Here is a 24,734-nt window from a genome sequence, read left to right as displayed (position 1 = left end):
GCCGCCACCGGGTTGCCGTGAGTTGCTTCACCCGGGAGACCGGCACGGGGGTGCCGTTTCACCGGGGGACTTGCCGTATTAATAGGGCTAATCGGACCAACGAGCGGTTGACCGTCCCGGGTTTCGTCTACGGCCCCGGGGCCGGTCCAACCAGCTGTGATCACCGTTGCGCCTCTCGCCTCCGCCGACCCGCACCTTCGGCGGCCGCCACGTCCTGCTCGCCGGTGCCGTCGCTGTCGCCGGCCAGACCGTCCCGGCCGAGCAGGTACTGCTCGACCAGATGGTTCCAGTCACAACCGAGGCACACCTCCACCACGAAGACCTGGAACTCACGCAGCGTCATCGCCAGGACAGGCAACTCGGTCAGTGTCCGGGCCTGCCCGGCGGACTGCTTGAGCTCGTCACCGTAAATGTAGTGGACGAGAGTCAAGTTCTCGCTGCGACAGATCGGGCAGCGTCGGTCGGTCGGCTCACCGTGGAACCGGGCGGCGTTCTTCAGGTACGGCGATGCGTCGCACACGTCGTACGTGCCGACCCGGCCGGCCAGGAGCTCACGCAGCACTGCTCGCTTCTGAAGCGAGTAGTCGACGACCTGGCGCTGCGTACGCATGCGAAGAAGGGTACGCGGTCCGGCCCGAGCAGGCGACCACGCTCACAATCCGTGACGGCACCGTCTCGGAGCGGGGGTTTGCCCTGGCACGCGCGACCCGCTAACGTGCGATGTATCGGTCCGATACATCGCGGCGGTTACCGCTCCACGCCGGAGGGTAAAGAGAGGGTGGCCAGTGCTTGAGTTCGCCATCCTCGGCCTCCTGCAGGAGTCTCCGATGCACGGCTATGAGCTGCGCAAGGAGCTGACCGCCAAACTCGGCGCGATCCGGGCGGCGATCAGCTACGGCTCGCTCTATCCCACGCTACGCAGGCTGCAGGCGGCGGGATGGATCACCGAAGCTGATGAGACGCCCGCCACTGCCGAGGAGGTCCCCGCGCTGACCAGCCGACGAGGTCGGGTGGTCTACAAAATCACCGCGGAGGGCAAGGAACGCTTCGCCCAGCTGATCGCACAGGCCGGGCCCGAGACGTACGACGACACGGGCTTCGGGGTGCACTTCGCGTTCTTCGCCCGGACCGACCAGGCGACCCGCCTGCGCATTCTGGAGGGTCGCCGCCGCAAGATCGAGGAGCGTCGCGAAGGGCTTCGCGACGTGCTGGGCCGGGCGGCCGAGCGCCTCGACGCTTACACGCTGGAACTGCAGCGCCACGGCCTTGATGCCTGTGAGCGCGAGGTCCGCTGGCTGGAGGAGCTCATCGCCAACGAGCGCTCCGGCCGAGCCCCGACGGTCCCGAACATCGGGACAGCCGGCGGCCGACGAGAAGACAACAGCCCGCCTCCGCCTGGAGAGACCAGGAATGAGCGGCCGTGACAGAAAAGAAGGAGGCAGACGCTATGGGCTCCGTCCGCGTCGCCATCGTCGGTGTGGGTAACTGCGCCTCGTCCCTGGTTCAGGGCGTCGAGTACTACCGGAACGCCAACCCGAACGACCGCGTCCCGGGTCTCATGCACGTCGCCTTCGGCGACTACCACGTCAACGCTGTGGAGTTCGTCGCGGCGTTCGACGTGGACGCCAAGAAGGTGGGCATGGACCTCGCGGAGGCGATCGTCGCCAGCGAGAACAACACCATCAAGCTCTGCGACGTGCCGCCGACCGGCATCAGCGTGCAGCGCGGTCCGACCTTCGACGGTCTGGGCGAGTACTACCGCGAGATCGTCGAGGAGTCCGACGCCACCCCCGTCGACGTGGCGCAGGCGCTGCGTGACGCGCAGGTCGACGTCGTCGTCTGCTACCTCCCGGTCGGCTCCGAGCAGGCCGCCAAGTTCTACGCCCAGGCCGCGATCGACGCCGGCTGCGCGTTCGTCAACGCCCTGCCGGTCTTCATCGCCTCCGACCCGGAGTGGGCCCAGAAGTTCACCGACGCTGGCCTGCCGATCGTCGGTGACGACATCAAGAGCCAGGTCGGCGCCACCATCGTGCACCGCGCACTCGCGAAGCTCTTCGAGGACCGTGGCGTCGAGCTGCTGCGCACGTACCAGCTCAACTTCGGCGGCAACATGGACTTCATGAACATGCTGGAGCGCAAGCGGCTGGTCTCGAAGAAGATCTCGAAGACCCAGTCGGTCACCTCGCAGATCCCGCACGAGATGAGCAAGAGCGACGTGCACATCGGCCCGTCGGACCACGTGCCGTGGCTGGACGACCGCAAGTGGGCGTACATCCGCCTGGAGGGTCGCTCGTTCGGTGACACCCCGCTCAACGCCGAGCTCAAGCTCGAGGTGTGGGACTCTCCGAACTCGGCCGGCGTCATCATCGACGCCGTCCGGGCCGCGAAGATCGCGCTGGACCGGAAGATCGGCGGCCCGATCCTGTCGGCCTCGTCGTACTTCATGAAGTCCCCGCCGGTGCAGTACGCCGACCACGACGCCCACCAGGCCGTCGAGGAGTTCATCGCCGGCGAGGTCGCACGCTGACCCGCTGAAACAGCAAGCACCGGCGAGGGCCGGGTCCGAAACGGACCCGGCCCTCGCCGCGTTCAGCTCGACATCTCCAGGTACGGCGACAGCCGCAGCGCCAACTCGTCAACCGAGTCGACCTCGCCGCTGACCAGCGCGTCGGTCAACGCCACCCGGTCCTTCGCGGGCATGTCGAGAACGAAGCCGGCCCGGGCCAGGAACACCCGCATCGCCGCCCAGCCAAGTCCGGCGTTCCAGACGTCGAGTGGTCGCCACATCATCAGGCCATGCAGGAGCGCTGCCGACTTGTCGAGCACGGTCGGATAGACGGCCCGCCCCACCAGTCGCGCGTGCGGGCGTGCTGCCGCTGCGACCAGGATTCCCGCATCACGCACCCGACTCTCCGGCCCGGTCCACTCTGCGAGGAGAGTCAGTAGATCCTCCGCGTCCGGCCAAGCCTGAGTCACCGCTCGCCCAGCATCTCGAAGAACGTGGCATCCTCCGCGAAGACCTTCCGAGCTGCCTGGCGGGTCCAGTCATCGCGGTCATGGCGATCCAGGTAGGCCTGAATCGCCACCTCCACGGTCTTGTGCATCGACCGCTGCTCAGCCTCGGCAAGCTCCTTGAGGCGCTGTTCGACTTCGGGCTTGAGGGTGAGGGTGAAGGCCATACCGAAGTTGTATAACTCTGGTTGACCGGCGTCAACCTCCCGACCATGCGTGTTGTAGGGCGACACCGGCCTCCAGCTCCAGCAGCTTGACCTTGCGAGGCAGGCCCCCGCCAAAACCGACCAGCTTGCCGCCCGCGCCGACGATCCGGTGACACGGCACGATCACCGGGACCGGGTTGCGGTTGCAGGCCACTCCCACCGCCCGTGCCGCTCCGGGATCGCCGACCAGACGCGCCACATCGCCGTACGTCAGCGTCTCCCCGTACGGGATGCGTGTCATCTCCCGCCACACGGCCCGTTCGAAGTCGGAGCCGCGCGGCATCGACACCGGCACGGTGAACGCGGTCAGCTCGCCGGCGAAGTACGCCCGCAGCTCGGCGACGGCCTGCCCGGCCAGCGCGTGGTCAGGATCGTCCGCCGCCGCCTCGACCCGCCCGAAATGGGCGCCGCAGACGCTCGTGCCGTCGGTGGCGACGGAGAACTCGCCGATCGGTGAGTCGAGCACGGTCCAGCGCATCCACCCATTCTCCCTGTCTCGGACTTCCTGGCCCGCCCGGCTACCAGCGGCGGGCCGAACGCCACTCCTCGGCAGCCCGGATCGCCTCCGCCGCAGCGGCCCGTTCGGCGCGGGTCCGATCGCGGTCCCGGAAGCCCAGGTAGAGCTTGCGACCGGCGAAGAAGGGGAGAAGCAGCGCCGCGTAGAAGACCGTGATGTGTCCGCCGCCGCCGGTGCTCAGCAGGAAGTAGGCGTAGTAGCCAGCAAACACGGCCCCGATACCGGCCAGCACCCGGTCGACCCGCGAGGTGGTGGCGAAGGAGGTTGCCGCGACGCCCAACAGGATGGCGGCGGTCAGCACCAGACCGAAGACGTAAATGATGATCACCACGAGCATGGGCGGTCCTCTCGTTCTGACGTGACCGGAACGATCGGCCGGCGGCAGAAGATAGCTCACCAAGATCCGTCAGCACTGCCCCTTTTTGGTCGGCACCGACGACCCACATCGGTAGATCATCTTGTGTCCCGCAGGGCTGTCAGAGCTTGCGCGGCATCGATACCGTGCAGGTCGTGGCAATGGGGACGCTCATCTTTCTGATCATCGGCGGGGCGGGCATCGGTGTGCTCGCGCTCGCCCTGCTCGGCACCGAGCTGTTCCAGTTCGGGCACGCAGACGTCGACGGGCCGATCTCGGTCGAGACGGTCGCCGGCTTCGCCGGCGCGTTCGGCTTCGGCGCGGCCATCGTCAACGAACTGCTCGGTGCGCGTACCCCTGGCATGGTCGTCGGCGCGGCGGTCGGCGGCGTGCTCGCGGCCGTGCCCACCGCCTGGTTGGCGTCCCGACTCAGCCGGGCGGCGCGGAACATGCGCACCGACCCCACCCCCACCCGCGACGATCTGGTCGGTGCGCTCGGCCTGGTCGTCACCCCGGTGCCGGTTGACGGCTACGGCGAGGTACGGATTCGTCTCGCCGGTCAACCGGTCAAGCTCAGCGCCCGTGCGGACCAGCCGATACCGGTCGGCGCCCAGGTCTTCGTGGTGCAGGCGCTCAGCGAGACCAGCGTGCAGGTCGAAACCTACTGACTTCCCCTCGTAGACAGGACTCCTTTATATGGCCCTGCTAATCGCCATCGGTGGCGCGGTCCTCCTCGTGCTCATCCTGGTGCTCTTCGTGCTCTCCCGGATCAAGGTGGCCGGACCGAACGAGGCGTTCATCGTCACCGGTCGCAAGGGTCGCACCACCCAGACCGCCGACGGCGGGCGCTCGACCGACAACTCCGGGCAGAAGGTCGTGCTCGGTGCCTCGGTCTTCGTGCTGCCGGTGGTGCAGAAGCTCCAGTCGCTCGACCTGTCCAGCCGACGGATCGACGTCGGCATCCGGGGGGCGGTGAGCAAGCAGGGCATCCGCGCCGACCTGCACGGCGTGGCGATCGTCAAGGTCGGCGGCACCGAGGACGCGATCCGGGCCGCTGCCCAGCGGTTCCTGCACCAACAGGACGAGATCGACAACTTCACCCGGGAGGTGCTCGCCGGAGCGCTGCGCTCGATCGTCGGCCGGCTCACCGTCGAGGAGGTCATCCGGGACCGGGCGGCGTTCGCCAGCGCGGTGGCCGAGGAGGCCGAGCACTCGATGACCAACCAGGGTCTCGTGCTGGACACCTTCCAACTCCAGGACATTCTCGCCGAAGGGTCCTACCTGCAGGACCTGGGCCGGCCCGAGGCCGCCCGGGTGCTCAAGGACGCGGCCATCGCCGAGGCACGGGCCCGGCAGCAGGCCGAGCAGGAGCGGCTGCTCGCCGAAGAGGCCATCGCGGAGGCGAACCGGAACCTGTCTCTCAAGCAGGCCGGCATCCAGGCCGAGATCGACGCGGCGAAGGCGAAGTCCGCCGCCGCCGGCCCGCTGGCCCAGGCCGAACGGGACCAGGCGATCCTCTCCGAGCAGCAGAAGGTCGCCGAGCGCAACGCCGAACTCAAGCAGCGCCAACTGGACACCGAGGTGCGCAAGCCCGCCGACGCGGCCCGGTACAAGGTGGAGCAGGAGGCCGAGGCCTCCCGCGCCGCGGCGGTGCTGCACGCGGACGCACAGCGGCAGTCGGTCATCGCGGCCGCGCAGGCCTCCGCCGAACAGGCGCGGCTCACCGGTGAGGGCGAGCGGGCCCGGCGTGCCGCGCTCGCCGAGGCGAACGCGATCGAGGGCGCCAAGGAAGGTGAGGCCGAGCAGCGTCGGCGCTCCGCCATCGCCGAGGCCGTGGAGCGGGAGGGTCAGGCCGAGGCCGCGGCCATCCTGGCAAAGGGTGAGGCCGAGGCGGACGCGATGGCGCGCAAGGCCGAGGCGTTCGCCGCCTACGGCGAGGCGGCGGTGCTGGACCTGCTGGTCAAGGTGCTGCCGCAGGTGGTCGAGGCGGCGAGCGCGCCGATCGGGGCGATCGACAAGATGACCGTCATCTCCACCGACGGCGCGTCGTCGCTGACGAAGTCTGTGGCCGGCAACGTGGCCCAAGGGCTCCAGCTCGGCAGCGACCTGACCGGGATCGACCTGGCCGGTCTGCTGTCCCGGCTCGGCTCAGCGTCCGCGGCCGGCAACGGCACCACCGCCGGCAAGAGCGCCCCGGCCGTGGACGGGACCGCCGTCGAGACCCGCTGACGACGTACGCAGACGGGCGCCGCTCCCGGTTCGGAGGCGGCGCCCGTCAGTTCCACTCGGGTTCGGTGCGAGGGCTACTCGACGAGGCCCTCGGCGCGGGCCCAGCGCAGCAGCTCGACCTCCGCGGCGTCACGGTCCAGAGGGCCGTGCTCAAGGCGCTGTTCCTTGAGGTGCTTCCAGGCCCGCCCGACCACCGGCCCCGGCGGTACGCCGAGCAACTCCATGATCGCGTTGCCGTCCAGGTCGGGACGGACCCGGGCCAGGTCCTCCTCGGCCGCGATCCGGGCGATCCGATCCTCCAGCGCGTCGTAGTCGGCGGCGAGCTGGGCCGCCTTGCGCCGGTTGCGGGTTGTGCAGTCCGAGCGGGTCAGCTTGTGCAGTCTGGGCAACAGGTCACCGGCGTCGGCGACATACCGGCGCACCGCCGAGTCCGTCCACTCGCCCCGCCCGTACCCGTAGAAGCGCAGGTGCAGCGCGACCAGCGCGGTCACCTTGGCGATGACCTCCTTCGGGTAGCGCATCGCCTTCATCCGGGCCTTGGTCAGCCGTGCGCCGACCACCTCGTGATGGTGGAAGCTGACCCGACCGTCGGGGGCCGCAGCCTTCGTCGCCGGCTTGCCCACGTCATGCATGAGGGCGGCCATCCGCAGGATGAAGTCGCAGCCCTCCTCCTCGTAGGAGACCGCGTTCTCGACGACCGTCAGGGTGTGCTCGTAGACGTCCTTGTGCTGCGCGTGCTCGTCGATCTCCAGCTTCAACCCGGTCAGCTCCGGCAGGAACCGTTCGGCCAGCCCGGTGTCGACCAGCAGCCGCAGCCCGGTGATCGGGTCAGCACCGCAGAGCAGCTTCGTGAACTCGTCGCGGATCCGCTCGGCGGTGATCCGGTCCAGGTCGGCGGACATCTCGCTCATCGCCCGGTGCACGTCCGGGTGCACGGCGAAGCGCAACTGGGCGGCGAACCGGGCGGCCCGCAACATCCGCAACGGGTCGTCGCCGAACGACTCCCCGGGGGTGCTCGGGGTACGGATCATCCTGGCCGAGATGTCGTCCAACCCGCCGTGCGGGTCGGTGAACCGGTGCTCCGGCAGGCTGACCGCCATCGCGTTGATGGTGAAGTCGCGCCGCTTCAGGTCCTCGTCGAGGCTGGTGCCGTAGACCACCACCGGGTTGCGGCTGACCTGGTCGTACGACTCCGCGCGGAACGTGGTGATCTCCAGCCGGAGGCCGTCGCGCTGGGCGCCGATGGTGCCGAACTCCCGACCGGTCTCCCAGATCGACTCGGCCCAGCCCTTGAGGACCCGCAGCGTCTCGTCGGGGTGCGCGTCGGTGCAGAAGTCGAGGTCGTCCCCGAGTCGGCCGAGCAGGGCATCCCGTACCGAACCGCCCACCAGGTGCAACTCGTGACCGGCGCGGACGAAGCGGCGGCCCAACTCGTCGGCGACCGGGGAAACCCGGAGCAGTTCGGCGACGGCGTTGCGCTGCGCGGCGGTGAGTTCGCGGCGGTCGGCGGCGTGAGGAGCGGAAGCTTCGGACATGGGATCGCCAGCTTATCGGGCCAGGGTGTGATCCGATCCGCCGGGCGCGGGTAACGGGTGGGGGTTGACTATGGTCTGTGGCGTGCGGGTCGGTGTCCGGCTCGACGTACCCCTGGGAGGCTGGAGATGAGCGGCGGGCTCTACCGCAGCGCCAACGCCACGCCGGACGGCGGGCCCGGGGCCGGCGGACGTCCCGGCGACGGCGCCACCTTCATCTCCGCCGAGCCCCTGAACCAGCCGGCCCTGGAGTCGACCGCGCCACCGCAGGAGCAGGTGGGCGAGGCGAGCGCGGCGACGAACAGCGCGGTGATGGCCGTCGGCAGCCTGGTCAGCCGCGGCACCGGCTTCCTGCGCACCCTGGTCCTCACCGCTGCACTCGGTTCGGCGGTCGGCAACGCCTACACCACCGCGCAGATCCTGCCCGGGATGGTCTATGAGTTCCTGCTCGGAGGCATCCTCACCAGCGTGCTGATCCCCGTGCTGGTACGCCGGCGGAAGTTCGACGGCGACGGTGGCCAGGCGTACACCCAGCGGCTGTTGACCCTCGCGCTGCTCACCCTCGGCGCGGCCGCGGTGCTGGCGGTGATCCTTGCACCGGTACTCACCAGGCTGTACGCCAGCGACGAGTCGAGCACGGATTATCAAAAGCTGGTCACCGCCCTGGCCCGGCTCATGCTGCCGATGATCTTCTTCACCGGCCTCAGCGCATTGATCAGCGCGGTGCTCAACACCAGGGGGCACTTCGCCGCTCCGATGTGGGCACCGATCCTGAACAACATCGTGGTGATCGCCACCGCCGGCCTCTACATCGCGATCTACGGAACGAAGATCCTCGACCCGGGGCAATTCACCACCGGGCAGATCCTGCTGATCGGCGGCGGCACCCTGCTCGGCGTCGCGGTGCAGGCCTGCGGCCTGCTGCCCGCGCTGCGCAAGGTGGGCTTCCGCTGGCGACTGCGGTTCGACTTCCGCGCGCTGGGTCTCGGTGAGCTCGGCCGCCTTGGCGCCTGGATGTTCTGCTACGTGGCGGTCAGCCAACTTGGTCTGATCGTGGTCTTCAACCTTCTCAGCCGGGTCGGGAAGAACGCTGCCGGCGCTCTGATCTACAACAACGTTTTCCTACTGCTGATGATGGCGCACGGCATCATCGCCGTCTCGATCATCACGGCGCTGATGCCCCGGATGAGCGCGGCTGCCGCCGACGGCCGGTACGCGGACCTGGCCGCCGACCTGTCCCGGGGCACCCGCACCGTCTCGGCGGTGCTCGCACCCATCGCGGTCTGCTACGCGGTGCTGGCCACGCCGATCGCCTTCACCCTCTTCCGGTACGGAGCGTTCAGCGACGAGGACGCCCGGTCGACGGCTCCGGTGCTGTTCTTCGCCGCCGTAGCCCTGGTGCCGTTCGCGGTCAGTCAGCTCTTCACCTTCGCCTTCTACGCCCTGCCAGACACCCGTACTCCGGCGTTGGTCAACATCCCGGTGGTGGCTCTGCGGGCCGGGGTCCAGATCGTGCTCTTCGCCGCCTTCTCGGCAAGCTTCGCGGCCTCCGGCATGATGATTGGCAACGCGGTCTCCTACCTCGCGGCCGCCGTAGCCTCGGCCTGGCTGCTCCGCCCACGGGTCGGCAGAATCGGCCTTGGTGGGATCATGCGCACCCTAGGACGGATCAGCGTCGCCGCACTGGGATCGGCACTGGTCGGTCTGCTGGTGGTCAAGCTGCTGCCCGGTGACGACACACCGAGCCGACTGGAAGCGATCGTGCAGCTCGTGATCGGTGGGGCGGTCATCGGCGGGACCTACCTGGGTCTGGCCATGCTGCTGCGGATCAGTGAGATCACCGAGGTGGTCGGCATGGTCCGCCGCCGCCTGGGTCGCTGACCGTCAGCACCCGATCACAAAAAGTTTCTGCACGCACGGACCGTGATCGCGGATCACCAGGCTGGGGATGCGCCTGTGGATAACTCCGCGATTCGCCGGTCAACCACCGCATCGGCCTGTGGATAACCAACCGTACGGCTGAGCGTGCCGGGCCAATCGGTGGGAACATGCCGGTTGTAGGGAGGGGTCACGTCAGCCCAGCCCCGGCGTCGGTCACTTGCGGTGAAGCCGTAGATTAGCTAGTACATGTGCCAGCAACGTGGCTGACAACGGTCGTAACCGGACGAGCTCTTCGACTGCCGGGAACCCGCCGGGTACGGCGGGAAGATGACATGTCGAGGAGACGGGCAACCCAGGTAAGGTCGCTCTCGACGGGTACGGCAGGGGCCGACGCTGCGCGTCGACACCGGTCGGCCGGTTCCTTCAACGGCAGAGCGGGAAGCCACATGCCCAGCAGTGCGGGTCCATCGATCGACACGATCACCGAGGGAGGACGGGTGACCCAGGTCGGCGAGGGTCAGGAGGCGGACGAAAGCGCTCCTCCGGTCATGACCTTCGGTGCTCCCACGGCCGGTGAAGTCCTCGCCGAGCGGTACGAGCTGGTTGAGCACATCAACAACGACAGCGCGGGTCGGCTGGTCTGGCGCGGGGTCGACGTCATCCTGCGTCGTCCCGTCGCGGTGGTGCTGCGCTACCCGGGTGGCGACTCCGCCACCGAGATGCTTCAGGCGGCCGTCGCGGCCAGCCGGGTCATCCACCCCAACCTGGTCGGCGTCTACGACGCGATCGACGAGGCCGACCGCGCGTACGTGGTGCGCGAGTGGGTCGACGGGCAGTCCCTGCGGGACCTGGCGGCCGACGGTCCACTGGACCCGGCCCGGGCCACCGCGATCGGCAACGCCGTCGCGAGCGCTCTCGCCGCAGTGCACGCCACCGGCATGGTGCACGGCAACGTCCACCCTGGCACCGTCATGATCAGTGACGAGGGCCGCGTGGTCCTGGCGGACGCCCGCACCGACGGCGACGACAGCCAGGAGAACGACATCCGGGCGGTCGGCGGTGTCCTCTACTTCGCCCTGACCGGTTACTGGCCGCACGCCGAGGCACCGCTGCGCGGCGCCACCGCCGGCCACGGCCGGGCCGCCATCCCGGACGCCGTTCGCGACGCCGGGGGCGCCATCGCGGCACCTCGCCAGGTCCGGGCGGGTGTTCCCGCATACCTGGACGACCTGACCATGGATCTGCTCGACGCCGAGATCGCGCCGCCGTCGTCCGATGTGCTCGCCGCCGAGCTGGCCCGACTGGATGTGCCGGCCGAGGAGGAGCACTACCTCGACAACAGTGGGCCGCTGCGGTTCGCCGCCGACACCGAGGAAGAGCCGTCGCCACTGGCCGCTGCCGGTGGTCGCAAGGTCGCCGTGGGCATCGCCGGCCTGCTGGCGGTCGCCCTGGTCGGTCTGCTGATCGGGATCAGCACGCTGGGCGACGGCGACAAGGACCCGCAGGCCAACCAACCTCCCGCTCCCACCTCCAGCGCCCCGGCCGGCGATGCCACCCCGGCCGCCACCGCGGTCCGCAAGCTGGCCGTCAAGGGCGTCCGGATCATCGACCCGGACAGCCAGAAGCGCGACGAGCTGGGCGGCGCCGACAAAATCATCGACGGCGACGCGGACAAGGGCTGGGGCACCGACACGTACACGGCGGCCAAGTTCGGCAACCAGAAGAGGGGCATGGGGGTCTGGCTCGATCTCGGCGAGCCGCACAGCGTCAAGTCGGTGCAGGCGGTGCTCTCCGCGACCGGCGCGTCCGCCGAGCTCCTCACCGGCACCACCTCGCCACCGTCGTCCTCCAACGGCGACAATCAGATGGTCCAGGCCTACAAGACCCCGGGCACCACCATCGGGCAGCCGTTCGAGGACCACGACGGCACCACCATGACGTTCAACGGGTTCGACGTCGACCAGAAATACCAGTACCTGCTGTTCTGGATCACCGAGTTGCCGGCCAGCGAGCGGGGCTTCCAGGTCGACGTCCAGGAGATCACGGTCCAGGGATCGTGAGCCCGGCACCTCCTCCGTGGCACTGCTTCCACCGGACGTGGTGATGGACGGGCACGCCACAGCTACCGATCTGGAGCTGTTGCGTGCCCATGTCGATGGCGACCGGCACGCTTTCGCCGAGTTGTTCCGCCGGCACCGCGACCGGCTCTGGGCGGTCGCCCTGCGGACCCTCGGTGACCGCGAGGAGGCAGCCGACGCACTCCAGGACGCGCTGCTCTCCGCGCACCGGGCGGCGTCCCGGTTCCGCGGTGACTCCGCCGTCACCACCTGGCTGCACCGCATCGTGGTGAACGCCTGTCTGGACCGGATCCGTCGCCGGCAGGCACACCCGACAGTGCCGCTGCCGGACGGCAACCGTGCCGAGGATGGCTCGGGCACCGGCGGGATCGAGCCGGCCGCCGTGGCACAGGACCACGACACCGTGCTGGTCGTCCGCGAGGCACTCGCCGCGCTACCCCTCGAACAACGCGCCGCGCTGGTGCTGGTCGACGTGCAGGGCTACCCGGTCGCCGAGGTCGCCCGCATCCTCGGCGTCGCCGAGGGCACTGTGAAGAGTCGGTGCGCCCGGGGCCGGGCCCGGCTCGCCGTGCTGCTCGGGCACCTCCGCCCCGCCGTGGCCGCAACGCCCTCGGCACGATCGGACCCGGCCGGGATGGTCGGTGACGTGCCGGGCGTCACGCCGGGGAACCCAGGCCCGGCCGAGGGCGTCGGATCGGGGTCGAGCCGATACCGGCGGGACGCCAACCAGGAGGACACGTGACGACCGAGGGGTTCCGGGAGGTCGACGACGACCTCCTCGCTGACTACCTCGGCGGGGCGTTGGACGGCACCCCGCAGCAGGAGGAGGTCGCCCAGCTGGTGTCCGCGGACCCGGCCTGGGCCGAGGCGTACGCACTGCTGGCTCCCGCGTTGACGGAGGTCAGTGCGAGCCTGACCCGCTTGGCCGAGCCGTCACCGGAGATGCCGCAGGCGATCGTCGACCGCCTCTCCGCCGCGCTGGCCGCCGCGGAGCCGACGTCGGACGACCCCTCCGCCGCGCAGACCGCGCCCGGGGTCGACCCGGCCGCCGACACCGGGTCGCCGCTGGTCGTACCGGTGCAGGGCGGGGCCGGTCGCCGGCCCACCACCCCTGCCTCGTCCAGGTCGGCACGCCGGGCATCCACCGGCCCTGGTCGCCGCTGGCGTGAATGGGCCCGCCGTGGCGCACCGGTGGCCGCCGCCACGGTCGCCGTCGTCGCGGTCGCGCTGGGCCTCAACCAGTTGGCGACGGGCGTCTCGGACGACACCGGTGCCACCAGCGCCCAGGACCGGCCGGCCAGTGCGCCCGACGACGCCGCGGCGGCCGGCGCGGTCCGCACCACAGGGCCCGCACTGCGCAGCGGTACGGACTACACCCCGCAGAGCCTCGGCAACGAGCCGGGTGTCGCCACGCTGAGCACACCGACTCCCAGCCGAGTGACCGGCAACACCCCCGGCACCCAGCCGGAGGTGGACGACGAGGAAGGCCGGCGTCCCGCTGGCGACGGGCTGACCCAGTTGGCCCGGCTGACCGACGAGGCCGCGCTGGCGACCTGCCTGGCCGACGTGGCGGCCGAGCACGGCAACGCCCCACTGACGGTCGAGATGCTCGACTACGCGCGGTTCCAGGGCGAGCAGACCCTGGTCATCCGCTTCACCGACGCGACCGGAGCTCGCTGGGCCTGGGTGAGCGGCCCGGAGTGCGGGGTGCCCGGGTCCGGCTCGGACAGCCGGTATTCGGCGCGGGTAGGGTGAATCCACGGTCAACGGCACAAAGACCGCCCACGTGACCTGACCCACCGGATGCCCGGCTCGGGAATCCCCGGTTCGTACGATGACGTTCTGGAAGTCAGCTGCCGGCCCCACCCAGGCGTCGGCAACTCGGATCGGCATCGGTGCTCGCGCCGACGCCGAACACACACAACTCGGGAGACGGCAGTGGACGAGGTCCGCAACCTGATCATCATCGGCTCCGGGCCGGCCGGCTACACGGCGGCGGTCTACGCCGCACGCGCCAACCTGAAGCCGCTGATCATTGAGGGCGTGCAGTCGGGTGGTGCGCTGATGACCACGACCGAGGTGGAAAACTTCCCCGGCTTCGCTGACGGCATCCTCGGCCCCGAGCTGATGGACAACATGCGCAAGCAGGCCGAGCGGTTCGGTGCCGAGTTCCTCACCGACGACGTGACCCGTGTCGAGCTGGTGGACACCGGCGACGCCGGCTCCGGCGCGGTGAGCACCGTCTGGGTCGGCGAGACCGCCTACCGGGCCCGATCCATCATCCTCTCCACCGGTTCGGCGTGGCGGCCGCTGGGCGTGCCCGGCGAGCAGGAATACCTGGGCCACGGCGTCTCCTCCTGTGCCACCTGCGACGGCTTCTTCTTCCGCAAGCAGCACATCGTGGTCGTCGGCGGCGGCGACTCGGCGATGGAGGAGGCCAGCTTCCTCACCCGCTTCGCCGAGTCGGTCACCATCATCCACCGGCGTGACTCGTTCCGGGCCAGCAAGATCATGGCCGACCGGGCGCTGAGCAACGAGAAGATCAAGGTCGAGTGGAACAGCACCGTCGAGGAGATCCTCGGCGACGACGGCAAGGTCACCGGCGTACGGGTCCGCAACGTGCACACCGGCGAGACCAAGGTGCTGGACGTGACCGGCGTGTTCGTGGCCATCGGCCACGACCCGCGCAGCGAACTCTTCCGTGGTCAGGTCGAGATGGACGACGAGGGCTACGTCAAGGTCCAGGCCCCCGGCACCCGCACCAACGTGCCGGGTGTCTTCGCCGCCGGCGACCTCGTCGACCACACCTACCGCCAGGCGATCACCGCGGCCGGCACCGGCTGTGCCGCCGCGCTCGACGCCGAGCGGTTCATCGCGACGCTCAGCTGAAGCAACCGAACACATCTGAGGAGGGGCCATAGTGGGAAAGACCAAGGCGGTCACGGACGCGAGTTTCGTCGCCGACGTGCTGCAGGCTGACAAGCCGGTTCTGGTGGACTTCTGGGCCGAGTGGTGCGGCCCCTGCCGCAAGGTTTCGCCGCTGCTCGAGGAGATCGCCGGCGAGATGGGTGACCAGGTCACCATCGTCAAGCTCAACATCGACGAGAACCCGGAGACCGCGCGGGCCTACCGCGTGATGTCGGTGCCGACGCTCACCGTCTTCAAGAACGGCCAGCCGGTGCAGTCGATCGCGGGCGCCAAGCCGAAGGGTGAGCTGGTCAAGCTCATCGAATCGGCCCTCTGACCAGCAGAAACACCAACCGGACCCCGTACCCGCTCGCCGGGTGCGGGGTTTCGTTGTCTCCGGGCCGCACCGGCGACGTTTTTCCTGGCCCCAGCCACCTCACCGCCCCGGAACGCATAGCCTCAAGCCTGGGCCGCCCGGCCAGCCAGCGTCGTGCAGAGGGGGTCGTGCGTGCGTCCGATCCGACCCGGTGACCGGGGACCCGCGGTCACGGAGATTCGTACCATCCTGATCGGCCTCGACCTGCTCGCCGCAGCCGGGCCGCACGCCGACGAGTTCGACCTGGACACCGAGCGGGCCGTCCGGGCGTTCCAGCAGTCCCGAGGGCTCAGCGTGGACGGCCGGGTCGGGGCGGAGACCTGGCGCGCCCTGGACGCCGCCCGCTGGCGGCTCGGCGCCCGCACCCTCTACCACGCGGTCCCCGAGCCGCTCACCGGCGAGGACGTCCGGTCACTGCAGGAGCGACTGCTGGAGATGGGGTACGACGTGGGCCGCGCGGACGCCATCTACGGCGTCCGGACGTCCCGCGCTGTGGCCCAGTTCCAGCGCGAGGTCGGTCTCACCCCCGACGGCTCCTGCGGCCCGCACACCATGAACGCGCTGCGCCGGATCGGCCGCAAGGTGGTCGGTGGCCGACCGCAGTGGCTACGCGAGTCTGACGCGATCCGGCAGTCCGGGCCGGCGCTGGTCGGCAAGACGGTGGTCATCGACCCGGGGCACGGTGGGACCGACCCCGGGATGGTGGTGCCCGACGGGCCGCTGCGCTGGACGGAGGCCGATCTGGTGCACGACCTCGCCAGCCGGTTGGAGGGGCGGCTCGCCGCGTCCGGGGTGCGGGTGCAGCTCACCCGGGGGCCGTCGCCGGACCGTTGTCTGCCGGACACCGACCGGGCCGAGCTGGCCAATTCGCTCGGCGCCGACGTGTTCATCTCGCTGCACCTGGACGGCCACGCCAACCCGGATGCGGAGGGCGTCGCGACCTACCACTACGGCACCGACAACGGGGTGACCTCGGCGACCGGTGAGCGTCTGGCCGGGCTCGTGCAGCGGGAGATCGTCGCCCGGGCCGGGCTGCGGGACTGCCGTACCCACGCCAAGACGTGGGACCTGCTGCGACTGACCCGGATGCCCGCCGTCCGGGTCGAGGTCGGCTACCTCACCTCGCCCACGGACCGCGCCCAACTGGTCGACCCCCGGTTCCGGGACCGTGTGGTGGAGGCGATCGTGGCTGCCGTGCAGCGGATGTACTACCCGATCGAACGGGACGTTCCGACCGGCTCGCTGGACGTCAGCGAACTGCGGGCCGTCGTGGCCGCCGGCACCGTGGTCGACTGACCCTCAGCCTGAGTGCGGTCGTCGCGCGCGAGCCCGGCGGTCAGCCGTTGGTGGAACGGGTGGCCGGGGCGGGACGGACCGGGCGGAGCAGCGTCTCCGGGCTCATCGAGCCGAGCAACTTCTCCAGCGCGTACTCGACGTCGGACTTCCAGCTCAGCGCCGTACGCAGCTCAAGGCGCAGCCGGGGGAAACGCGGATGCGGACGTACGGTCTTGAACCCCACCGAGAGGAAGAAGTCGACCGGCGCCACGCAGCCACCCGAGGGGTCGTCCGTGTCGCCGAACTTGGCGTCGCCGAACGCCTCGATTGCCTTGATCCCCCGCTTGGTCAGGTCCCGGGCGACGCCCTGCACCAACATCCGGCCCAACCCGCCACCGGCGAACGCGGCGACCACGTTGGCCGTCATCAGCAGTGCCGCGTCGGCGGAGACCGGCGAGGTCGGGAACGCCATCGAGCGGGGCACGTAGGCGGGTGGGGCGTACATCACGAAGCCGGCCGGCATGCCGTCGACGTACGCGAGCTTGCCGCAGGAGCCCCACTCCAGCAGCGTCTGGGAGACCCACGCCTCCTTCTCCAGGCCCGGATCGCCAGCGGCGCAGGCGCGCTCCGCGGAGACCGGATCGAGCTCCCAGTAGACGCACTGCCGGCACGGGCGCGGGAGGTCTTCCAACGTGTCGAGGGTCAGGCTGACCAGACGTCGCGACATATGGAGCATCCCCACAATAGGCTCGGTGGTGAGACCGGCATGGAACGACAGCGCCGCCTTCCTGCCCCCGACGAGCGATCGTACGCCGACGATCGGACATGCGGGAGGGGACGCGCAGATGCCCACCCCACCGGGGACGCCGGACACGGTCCGCCATGTGGTCGATCCGTCTCGGCACGGTCGCGGGGCGGCCTCGGCGGACTAGGATCGACAATCGGTGTCCCACCGCCATGGTCAGCGGCTTGTGGGGTACCCGGGGCGGGAGCCACCCGAGCAGCGATCGAGGTGAGGTCATGACCGGCACGACACTCGACGACTACACCGACCGGTACGCCCGGCGGGTACGCGGGATGACCGCCTCGGAGATCCGAGCACTGTTCGCGGTCGCCAGCCGTCCGGAGGTCGTCTCGCTCGCTGGCGGCGCACCGTACATCGCCGCCCTTCCGCTGGACGCTGTCGGTGAGATGCTCGGCCGGCTCGGCTCGGAGCACGGCGTGACCACCCTCCAGTACGGCATCGGTCAGGGCACCCTTGAGCTGCGCGAGCGCATCTGCGAGGTGATGTCGCTCTCCGGGATCGACGCCGCGTGCGGCGCCTCTCCCGAGGACGTCGTCGTCACCGTGGGCGGGCAGCAGGCCCTGGACCTGGTGGCCCGGCTCTTCCTCGACCCCGGTGACGTGGTGCTGGCCGAGGGTCCGACGTACGTCGGTGCTCTCGGCGTCTTCCAGGCCGCCCAGGCGCAGGTCGTGCACGTACCGATGGATGAGGACGGGCTCGTCCCGGAGGCGCTGGAGGCGGCCATCGCCGACCTCGCCCGCGCCGGGCGTCGGGTGAAGTTCCTCTACACGATCCCCACCTACCAGAACCCGACCGGCGTGACGCTCAGCGAGGAACGCCGGGAACGGGTCCTCGACATCTGTGAGCGCGCCGGCCTGCTCGTCGTCGAGGACGACCCGTACGGTCAGTTGGGTTTCGAGGGTGAGGCCCCCGCGCCCCTGCGGGCCCGCCGCCGGGACGGGGTCTTCTACCTCAGCACCTTCTCCAAGACCTTCGCGCCCGGGCTGCGGGTCGGTTGGATCCTGGCGCCGCACGCGGTCCGCGACAAGCTGGTCATCGCCAGCGAGGCCCAGATCCTCTGCCCCAGCGGTTTCGCCCAGGCCGCCGTCTCCACCTACCTGGGCACGATGCCCTGGCGGCAGCAGCTCAAGGTCTACCGCGAGGTCTACCGGGAGCGCCGGGACGCCCTGCTCGACGCGATGACCGACCTGATGCCCGAGGGCACCAGCTGGACCACGCCGGCCGGCGGTCTCTTCGTGTGGGCCACCCTGCCCGAGGGGCTCGATTCCAAGGCCATGATGCCGCGAGCGGTCGCCGCCCGGGTCGCCTACGTGCCCGGCACCGGCTTCTACGCCGACGGCACCGGCACCGGCGCGATGCGGCTCAACTTCAGCTTCCCGCCACCGGAACGGATCCGCGAGGGCGTCCGCCGGCTGTCCGGTGTGATGGAGCAGGAGATCGCGATGCGCCGCGTCTTCGGTGCCGTGGGCGGTGCCGCCGGCCGACGCGGCCAGGCCGGCTCCGACGTGCCAGGGCCCGACTTGGCATGATGCCGGCATGGGTACGACCGCCGTTGAGCGCCTCCTCGTGACCGATTCCGCCGCCTCGCCCGACCTACGCGTCGTGGTGCTCGCGGGTGGGCTCTCCTACGAGCGGGACGTGTCACTGCGCTCCGGTCGCCGGGTGCTCGACGCGCTGCGCGCCGTTGGGGTGGAGGCCGAGCTGCGCGACGCCGACGTGGCGCTGCTCCCCGCACTGGCCGCCGACCCACCGGACGCGGTGGTGATCGCACTGCACGGCGCCACCGGCGAGGACGGCTCGCTGCGCGGGGTGCTGGACCTGTGCGACATCCCGTACGTCGGCTGCGATGCCCGCGCCTCCCGGGTCGCCTGGGACAAGCCCTCGGCCAAGGCCGTGCTTCGCGAGGCCGGCATCCCCACCCCGGACTGGGTGGCCCTGCCGCACGATCGCTTCTCCGAGCTGGGCGCGGTCGCCGTACTGGACCGGATCGTCGACCGGCTGGGCCTGCCCCTGATGGTCAAGCCCGCCCAGGGCGGGTCGGGGCTGGGTGGCGCGGTGGTCCGCGACGCGGCGGCGCTGCCCGCGGCGATGGTCGGCTGCTTCGCGTACGACTCCACGGCGCTCGTCGAGCGGTACGTGCCCGGCATGGACGTGGCGGTCTCCGTTGTCGACCTCGGCGACGGACCGCAGGCGTTGCCGCCGGTGGAGATCGTGCCGCGTAACGGCGTCTACGACTACGCCGCCCGCTACACGGCCGGCCGGACCACCTGGCACGCGCCGGCCCGGCTGGACCCGGAGGTGGCCGCCACGGTCGCCGACGTGGCCCTCGCCGCGCACACCGCACTCGGCCTGCGGGACCTCTCCCGCGTCGACGTGATCGTGGACGCCTCGGGTCAGCCGCACGTGCTGGAGGTCAACGTCTCGCCGGGCATGACCGAGACGTCACTGCTGCCGCTCGCCGTGCAGGCGGCGGGGTTGGACTTCGGCCGACTCCTCGGCACGCTGGTCACCCGGGCAGCGGCTCGCCTCACCACTTCCTGATCTGCTCACCTCAGACACCCCCTGTCGAGGCGTTCGCGTGGGTCATCGAATCGCCTGGCCGACGCGGGGTGCGATGTACCGCCGCAGCGGCAGGGCGATGAGCAGTGCGACCGTAACCAGGAGGCCGCTGACCCACGCCGGGCCAAGGTCGTTGGCGTTGGCCCCGAGCGTCGCTGCAGCAACGGCAGGGCCGCCAGCGGCACCGATGTTGAGCGCCGCGGTCGCATACGAACCTCCCATGGTGGGGGCTCCTGCTGCCTCATAGAGGACCCTGGCGATCAGGGTGCTGCCCAACGCGAAGGAAAGCGTGCCCTGCACGAACACGAGGAGCAGAAGCGCCACCGGCTGGGCAGCCAGGGTCGCCAACGCGAACCAGCCGAGCAACAGCAACGGGCCACCGACTGCGATCACGAGGCCGGGACGCTGATCGGAGAGCCGTCCCGCGAGGGTGACGCCGAGGAAGGACCCAACACCAAAGAGCACCAGCACGACCGAGACCCACAGCTCGCCCAGGCCGGCGGTGTCAGTCACGATCGGTGCCAGGAAGGTGAATGTGGCGAAGGTGGCCGCGTTGACGAGGGCACCGAGCAACATGACCAGGACCAGCCTGGGCATCGCGAGCTGGGCGATCTCGTTCCGAAGAGACGAGCCAGCCGGAGAGTCCCGAGAGGTCTTTCCGACACGGGCCGGGATGCCCTTCATGACACCGAAGGCAGCGGGAAGGCAGAGCAGTGCGATCGCCCAGAAGGTTGCCCGCCAGCTGAGGACCGTGCCGAGGATTGCGCCGCCGGGAACTCCAGCGATGGTGGCCACCGTCGTACCCGAGAGCAGCACCGCCAGCGCACGCCCTTTCTGGTCAGATGCGACGAGCGTGGCCGCCGCGCTCAGTGCCACAGCAAGGAAGCCCGCGTTGGCCAGGGCAGCGATCACCCGGGTGATGAGCAGAACCGCGAAGCTCGTCGTGAGAGCGCCTACGACGTGGGCCACGGCAAAAACCAGCACGAAGCACAGCAGGCTGGCCCGGACAGGCCACCAGCGCGCAAGCGCCGCCATCAGCGGCGCTCCGAAGATCATCCCGAGTGCGAACGCCGAAGTCAGAAGCCCGGCAGCCCCGACCGACACGTCGAGGCTCGCGGCGATGTCCGGCACCAGGCCGGCAAGCATGAACTCCGAGGTGCCCATGGCGAAGACCGCCACGGCAAGCAGGTACAGCGGCAGAGGCATCAAGAACTCCGAGGTGAGAGAGAACGAGGAGACGTCTCGTCACCGCGGCCAGCGCCCAAGGGTGCGCGCAAATCCCCATGCAGCGAAGGCTGCTGGGAAGCGGACTATGAACTCAGTGGTTCAGGGGGCTGACGGCGTGACCGAAAGCCCCCACCTTGGATGCCTCAGGGCTCGACATGGCGCAAACACTACTCAAAACCGCCGGTCACCAAGCAACCGGTTTCCGCCCGGCGCGCGTGTCGTCAACCTTGCGCCCCGGGGCACCGACGCTCTAGGCGTCGCTGTTCGGGGCGGCCCTGCGGGGTGCCTCATCCAGCGCGCCGGCGGTGGCCTTGTCAGGAGCCTCGCCCTCCGGATCGTTCCGGACTGCGGCTCCCCGGAGAATCGCGGGTCCGTTGGCGGGCACCGCGCCGGCGACGCCGGACGTGGGTGCGCCGGACTCCGAGACGCCAGATGGTGTCGTGCCGGACGTTGAGGCGCCGGACGATGTCCTGCCGGCGGGCGCGCTGCTCCCCGCGTTGCCGGCTCGTGCCGGGCTGGCAGTTTCGCTCGTCGGAGCGGTGTCGGCGACCGTGGACCCGGCGTCGGCGTCCCCGTCCACAGGATCCGCTGAGGGTGCCGTGTCGCCGTCGGTCGGATCGACGCCGGAAGTGGAGCCCGCTGGTTCGGGGATCTCCTCCGCCGCCTCGATGACCGAGGCAGCAGCAGCCGCCGCTGCGGCATCGGCAGCAGCGGCATCCGCAGCTTCGGACTGAGCCAGGAGGCTGGACGGTGCCTGCCACTGGATGCGGGGCGGCTCGGCGAGTGGGCGACCGCCAAACTCGGCGAGCCAGGCGGCGACGAGCGCCAGATTCTCCCGCCACTGCGCCTCGGAGATCGGCGGCAGGATCGAGTCCCACAGTGACAGGAAGGTGCCCCGCAGCTGGAGGCGACCGTACGGCCGAGCGAGGAACCACATGTGCAGGTGGGCCGAGCCGTCTCCCCACCGGTTGACGTGGACTCGCGCCACCCCGTCGAGGGACCGGATTGCCCGCTCCAGACGAACGGTCATCACGCCCAGCTCGGCGGCGAGCAGGTTCGGCAGATCGCCGAGGTCGAGGTGTGTCCGCGATTCCAGGATGAGCACCATGGGAAGCCCGGTGGGCCGGTCCATGGCGCGTACCCGCCAGCGCTCTCCCACCCAGATGTAGGCATCGTCGGGTGCGTTGCAGGCGGTGCATTCCCGGAGACCCTCGCCCTTCCGGGGCGGTTCGACCGGGACCGGATCATCGAGTTGCTTCACGTGGAGGTCGCCCTCGAAGGGGAACGACGGCCACTGGGTGAAGTCCGGGACTGAGGGAGGGGTGTCGTGCACGACGCTGACCCTAACCGAGTCTGGCACCGCTGTCCCTACCTGAATGATCGGTCCGGGCCTGCCGAATCAGTGCCCGTCGTCGACCGGGTACACGGTGTCACCGCTGCGCCGTGAAGCGATATCCACAGGCTGCCGAGATCCTCAACACAGGCCGTCATCCACAGGCTCGCACCCGCTCCCACGCGCTGTTTCACGTGAAACAGGGGGTGCCTGTGGACAAAGGGTGTGGATAACTTTTCGGGCCGTCGGTCGTTGTCCGCGAACTGCCTGCGGGGGCGTTGGCGACGGTTCGCAGACGGCATCGGGGCGTTGCCGTTCGACTCGGTTGCGCTGGAGCTTTGAACGCCGCTCCAGCGGGAGAAGGTCGCCCTGCCGGGGGCGCCGACGGGGTCCTGGATCGAACCGCTCCCTCAGGCGTGTGGATTTCCGCCGGGCTCAGTCCTCGGGGGGTTTCCACAGGACACCCATGCCTGCGGATTGCCGGCTGCCAGAGGGGCCGGGCTGCCTACCCACTCCGGACCGAGCGACGCCGTTCACCACGCGCAAGGCGCAGCCAGGTGGCGTGCACTGTGAGACGAGAACAGGGCGTCGGACGGCCGCCTGTCGAGGTGCCAGCCGAGCGGGACGGTCACACGGCAAGGCCCCCAACGGTGCAGGGTCGACGGACAACGCAAGGGCGGGCAGCACGACGAGGGGCGCGGGCACAACGACGGCGGACAGCGCGACGAGGGGCGCGGTCAGCACGACCAAGGGCGGGGCGTCGCGAGGTGGACAGGTCGGGACAGGCGCAGACCGAGGCGCGCAGACCGAGGCCGCGATACGACGACGGGCGACGGCAGGCGGTGAGGTGGGCTGCCGCTTTTGCTGCGGGCTCCCGCCATCGCTGCCGGCCGGTGCGGTCCAGGTCGTAACGGACCGCCGCCGACCACCGCCTCCTGATGCTCACGTGCCCTGAGAAGAGCGTCCGGCGCTCCGGTCGATCACAACCACCCTCTGCGGCACACGACGCGGCAGCGAGCAACTGAGCGGCGCACAGGGCACTCCATGAGCATCTACTAGCGGGCCGGGTGAGGACTGGCGTCCGATTCCGCATCTCGGCGGCCGAGCCGTGCTCCAAACGGATCAGGTGCAGTCGGGGGCGTCGGCCATCCGCGGCCCCTCCCGTTTCACGTGAAACAGAGCCTCAAGCCTTCGCCCACCGGCTGACGTCGGCCGGCGCAGCGGTTCGGTGGTGCGCCGGCGCGCCGCTCGGGCTGAGCGAGCCGTAGGCGTTCGAGTCACGCCGCAGGGCCGCCAATCGGTAGGGCGTGAAACGGCGGCCGTTTCACGTGAAACGTGGCGAGCGGGATACGGAACGGCCGCACACCCCTGAGGGGTAGCGCGGCCGTTGGCGAGTAGGGAGGACTCAGCCCTCGCTCTCCTCCTGCTGCACTCCGATGATCCCGACGATCCGCTCCAGGTCGTCCACGGTCGCGAACTCGATCGTGATCTTGCCCTTGCTCCGCCCGATGTCCACCTTCACCCGGGTGTCGAACCGGTCGGACAGTCGGTCGGCGAGATCGGTCAGGGCCGGCGCGTGCGCCTTCGGCCGGCGCTTCGCGGCCTGCCCCTTCGCCGGCCCGTCGTTCAGCGTGAGGGCAACGATCTCCTCGGTCGCCCTGACCGACAGGCCCTCGGCCACGATCCGCAAGGCCAACTGTTCCTGTGCCTCTGCACCGTCGAGGCTCAGCAGGGCGCGGGCGTGACCGGCCGACAGGATCCCTGCGGCCACTCGGCGCTGCACCTGCGCCGGCAGGTTCAACAGTCGGATCGTGTTGGAGATCTGTGGGCGACTCCGGCCGATCCGGCGTGCCAGCTCCTCGTGGGTGGCACCGAACTCCTCCAGCAGTTGCTGGTAGGCGGCGGCCTCTTCCAGAGGGTTCAGGTTCGCCCGGTGGATGTTCTCCAGCAGGGCGTCGCGGAGCATGGCGTCGTCCCGGGTGTCCCGGACGATTGCCGGGATGTTCTCCCGCCCCACCGCCTGAGCGGCGCGCCAGCGTCGCTCGCCCATAACCAGCTCGTACTTTTCGTCGTCGAGCTGCCGGACGACGATCGGCTGGAGGAAGCCGACCTCCAGGATCGAGGTCTTGAGCTCCTCCAGAGCCTCCTCGTCGAAGACCTGGCGGGGCTGCTTCGGGTTGGGCAGGATCGCGTCGACCGGGATCTCGGCGAACCGTGCACCCGGCACCGGACTGAGCACGGGCTCCGGCTCGCGGACCGGCGCCCCGACGGGAGCCGCGGCGACTGCCTCGGTGCCCGTGTCGTCCACGTACTCGTTCTCCGGTTCGGCCGTGGCGGTGCCAGCGGCAGCCGGCGCCGGCCCGGTCGGGATCAGTGCCCCCAGGCCCCTACCCAGACCGCCCCGAGGACGGTTCTTCATGCCACGCCTCCCAGCGACTCATC

At 70.1% G+C, this 24,734-nt stretch carries 23 protein-coding genes; 13 read left to right on the top strand and 10 right to left on the bottom strand.

Features of this window, described 5'->3' with window-relative positions:
* Positions 1 to 160 precede the first annotated feature (160 nt).
* Positions 161 to 610: a DUF5318 domain-containing protein gene (locus KBX34_RS27340; protein ID WP_088950777.1), complete on the bottom strand. Its 450-nt coding sequence runs from the start codon at positions 608 to 610 to the stop codon at positions 161 to 163.
* 175 nt (positions 611 to 785) lie between these two features.
* On the opposite strand from KBX34_RS27340, the gene KBX34_RS27335 reads away from it, so the two are divergent.
* On the top strand, positions 786 to 1,424 hold the full coding sequence (locus KBX34_RS27335; protein ID WP_088950778.1) for a PadR family transcriptional regulator: 639 nt from the start codon (positions 786 to 788) through the stop codon (positions 1,422 to 1,424).
* A gap of 23 nt (positions 1,425 to 1,447) precedes the next feature.
* Complete coding sequence (locus tag KBX34_RS27330) at positions 1,448 to 2,527, top strand: inositol-3-phosphate synthase (protein WP_088950779.1); 1,080 nt, start codon at positions 1,448 to 1,450, stop codon at positions 2,525 to 2,527.
* A 62-nt stretch (positions 2,528 to 2,589) separates the two neighbouring features.
* Here KBX34_RS27330 and KBX34_RS27325 read toward each other — a convergent pair whose 3' ends face one another.
* The 4 genes from KBX34_RS27325 to KBX34_RS27310 all read right to left on the bottom strand — a co-directional run bounded on the left by KBX34_RS27325 (position 2,590) and on the right by KBX34_RS27310 (position 4,072).
* Positions 2,590 to 2,904, bottom strand: coding sequence for a hypothetical protein (locus tag KBX34_RS27325; protein WP_210927753.1), 315 nt, complete (start codon positions 2,902 to 2,904; stop codon positions 2,590 to 2,592).
* 68 nt (positions 2,905 to 2,972) lie between these two features.
* A complete protein-coding gene (locus tag KBX34_RS27320; RefSeq protein ID WP_141911936.1) occupies positions 2,973 to 3,179 on the bottom strand; it encodes a ribbon-helix-helix protein, CopG family in 207 nt (68 codons plus the stop codon).
* A gap of 31 nt (positions 3,180 to 3,210) precedes the next feature.
* On the bottom strand, positions 3,211 to 3,696 hold the full coding sequence (locus KBX34_RS27315) for a methylated-DNA--[protein]-cysteine S-methyltransferase (protein ID WP_141911938.1): 486 nt from the start codon (positions 3,694 to 3,696) through the stop codon (positions 3,211 to 3,213).
* 40 nt (positions 3,697 to 3,736) lie between these two features.
* A complete protein-coding gene (locus KBX34_RS27310) occupies positions 3,737 to 4,072 on the bottom strand; it encodes a hypothetical protein (protein ID WP_210791757.1) in 336 nt (111 codons plus the stop codon).
* A gap of 179 nt (positions 4,073 to 4,251) precedes the next feature.
* Between KBX34_RS27310 and KBX34_RS27305 the strand changes: the two genes are divergently transcribed.
* Complete coding sequence (locus tag KBX34_RS27305; protein WP_141913045.1) at positions 4,252 to 4,758, top strand: NfeD family protein; 507 nt, start codon at positions 4,252 to 4,254, stop codon at positions 4,756 to 4,758.
* 28 nt (positions 4,759 to 4,786) lie between these two features.
* Positions 4,787 to 6,319 (top strand): flotillin family protein, encoded by a 1,533-nt coding sequence (locus tag KBX34_RS27300; protein WP_210927751.1) that lies wholly within the window; start codon positions 4,787 to 4,789, stop codon positions 6,317 to 6,319.
* A 74-nt stretch (positions 6,320 to 6,393) separates the two neighbouring features.
* Here KBX34_RS27300 and KBX34_RS27295 read toward each other — a convergent pair whose 3' ends face one another.
* Positions 6,394 to 7,854, bottom strand: a complete 1,461-nt coding sequence (locus KBX34_RS27295; RefSeq protein ID WP_088950785.1) for a CCA tRNA nucleotidyltransferase — start codon at positions 7,852 to 7,854, stop codon at positions 6,394 to 6,396.
* A gap of 126 nt (positions 7,855 to 7,980) precedes the next feature.
* Between KBX34_RS27295 and murJ the strand changes: the two genes are divergently transcribed.
* From murJ to KBX34_RS27260, 7 genes are all read left to right on the top strand, one after another.
* The gene (gene murJ / locus KBX34_RS27290; RefSeq protein ID WP_210927749.1) at positions 7,981 to 9,732 is read left to right on the top strand and encodes a murein biosynthesis integral membrane protein MurJ; all 1,752 of its coding nucleotides are present in this window, start codon (positions 7,981 to 7,983) and stop codon (positions 9,730 to 9,732) included.
* 446 nt (positions 9,733 to 10,178) lie between these two features.
* Positions 10,179 to 11,792 carry a protein kinase family protein gene (locus KBX34_RS27285; protein ID WP_210791761.1) on the top strand — a complete coding sequence of 538 codons (1,614 nt, stop codon included), beginning with the start codon at positions 10,179 to 10,181 and terminating at the stop codon, positions 11,790 to 11,792.
* Between the two features lie 43 nt (positions 11,793 to 11,835).
* Entirely contained in the window at positions 11,836 to 12,552 is a 717-nt protein-coding gene (sigM, locus tag KBX34_RS27280) for an RNA polymerase sigma factor SigM (protein WP_210927755.1), read from the top strand.
* Complete coding sequence (locus KBX34_RS27275) at positions 12,549 to 13,565, top strand: hypothetical protein (RefSeq protein ID WP_210927748.1); 1,017 nt, start codon at positions 12,549 to 12,551, stop codon at positions 13,563 to 13,565. The genes sigM and KBX34_RS27275 overlap by 4 nt, the downstream gene beginning before the upstream one ends.
* 183 nt (positions 13,566 to 13,748) lie before the next feature.
* Positions 13,749 to 14,699, top strand: a complete 951-nt coding sequence (gene trxB / locus KBX34_RS27270; RefSeq protein WP_088950789.1) for a thioredoxin-disulfide reductase — start codon at positions 13,749 to 13,751, stop codon at positions 14,697 to 14,699.
* Positions 14,700 to 14,730: 31 nt separating this feature from the next.
* The gene (trxA, locus tag KBX34_RS27265; RefSeq protein ID WP_088950790.1) at positions 14,731 to 15,054 is read left to right on the top strand and encodes a thioredoxin; all 324 of its coding nucleotides are present in this window, start codon (positions 14,731 to 14,733) and stop codon (positions 15,052 to 15,054) included.
* 171 nt (positions 15,055 to 15,225) lie between these two features.
* Positions 15,226 to 16,389 (top strand): N-acetylmuramoyl-L-alanine amidase, encoded by a 1,164-nt coding sequence (locus tag KBX34_RS27260; RefSeq protein ID WP_088950791.1) that lies wholly within the window; start codon positions 15,226 to 15,228, stop codon positions 16,387 to 16,389.
* A gap of 40 nt (positions 16,390 to 16,429) precedes the next feature.
* Here KBX34_RS27260 and KBX34_RS27255 read toward each other — a convergent pair whose 3' ends face one another.
* Positions 16,430 to 17,095: a GNAT family N-acetyltransferase gene (locus KBX34_RS27255; RefSeq protein WP_210791764.1), complete on the bottom strand. Its 666-nt coding sequence runs from the start codon at positions 17,093 to 17,095 to the stop codon at positions 16,430 to 16,432.
* Between the two features lie 293 nt (positions 17,096 to 17,388).
* Between KBX34_RS27255 and KBX34_RS27250 the strand changes: the two genes are divergently transcribed.
* Together KBX34_RS27250 and KBX34_RS27245 are read left to right on the top strand one after the other, a co-directional pair.
* Entirely contained in the window at positions 17,389 to 18,702 is a 1,314-nt protein-coding gene (locus tag KBX34_RS27250; RefSeq protein WP_088950793.1) for a PLP-dependent aminotransferase family protein, read from the top strand.
* Positions 18,703 to 18,709: 7 nt separating this feature from the next.
* Entirely contained in the window at positions 18,710 to 19,714 is a 1,005-nt protein-coding gene (locus KBX34_RS27245; RefSeq protein ID WP_210927745.1) for a D-alanine--D-alanine ligase, read from the top strand.
* Positions 19,715 to 19,756: 42 nt separating this feature from the next.
* Here KBX34_RS27245 and KBX34_RS27240 read toward each other — a convergent pair whose 3' ends face one another.
* From KBX34_RS27240 to KBX34_RS27230, 3 genes are all read right to left on the bottom strand, one after another.
* Positions 19,757 to 20,938 carry a Cmx/CmrA family chloramphenicol efflux MFS transporter gene (locus KBX34_RS27240; RefSeq protein ID WP_210927744.1) on the bottom strand — a complete coding sequence of 394 codons (1,182 nt, stop codon included), beginning with the start codon at positions 20,936 to 20,938 and terminating at the stop codon, positions 19,757 to 19,759.
* A gap of 271 nt (positions 20,939 to 21,209) precedes the next feature.
* Positions 21,210 to 22,292: a hypothetical protein gene (locus KBX34_RS27235; RefSeq protein ID WP_210927742.1), complete on the bottom strand. Its 1,083-nt coding sequence runs from the start codon at positions 22,290 to 22,292 to the stop codon at positions 21,210 to 21,212.
* A gap of 1,405 nt (positions 22,293 to 23,697) precedes the next feature.
* Positions 23,698 to 24,711 carry a ParB/RepB/Spo0J family partition protein gene (locus tag KBX34_RS27230; RefSeq protein WP_210791776.1) on the bottom strand — a complete coding sequence of 338 codons (1,014 nt, stop codon included), beginning with the start codon at positions 24,709 to 24,711 and terminating at the stop codon, positions 23,698 to 23,700.
* Positions 24,712 to 24,734 lie beyond the last annotated feature (23 nt).

Origin of the sequence: Micromonospora sp. M61, from assembly GCF_018070245.1 — a bacterium.
Classification (GTDB): domain Bacteria; phylum Actinomycetota; class Actinomycetes; order Mycobacteriales; family Micromonosporaceae; genus Micromonospora; species Micromonospora zamorensis.
This window is presented reverse-complemented; position numbering and strand designations above follow the sequence as displayed.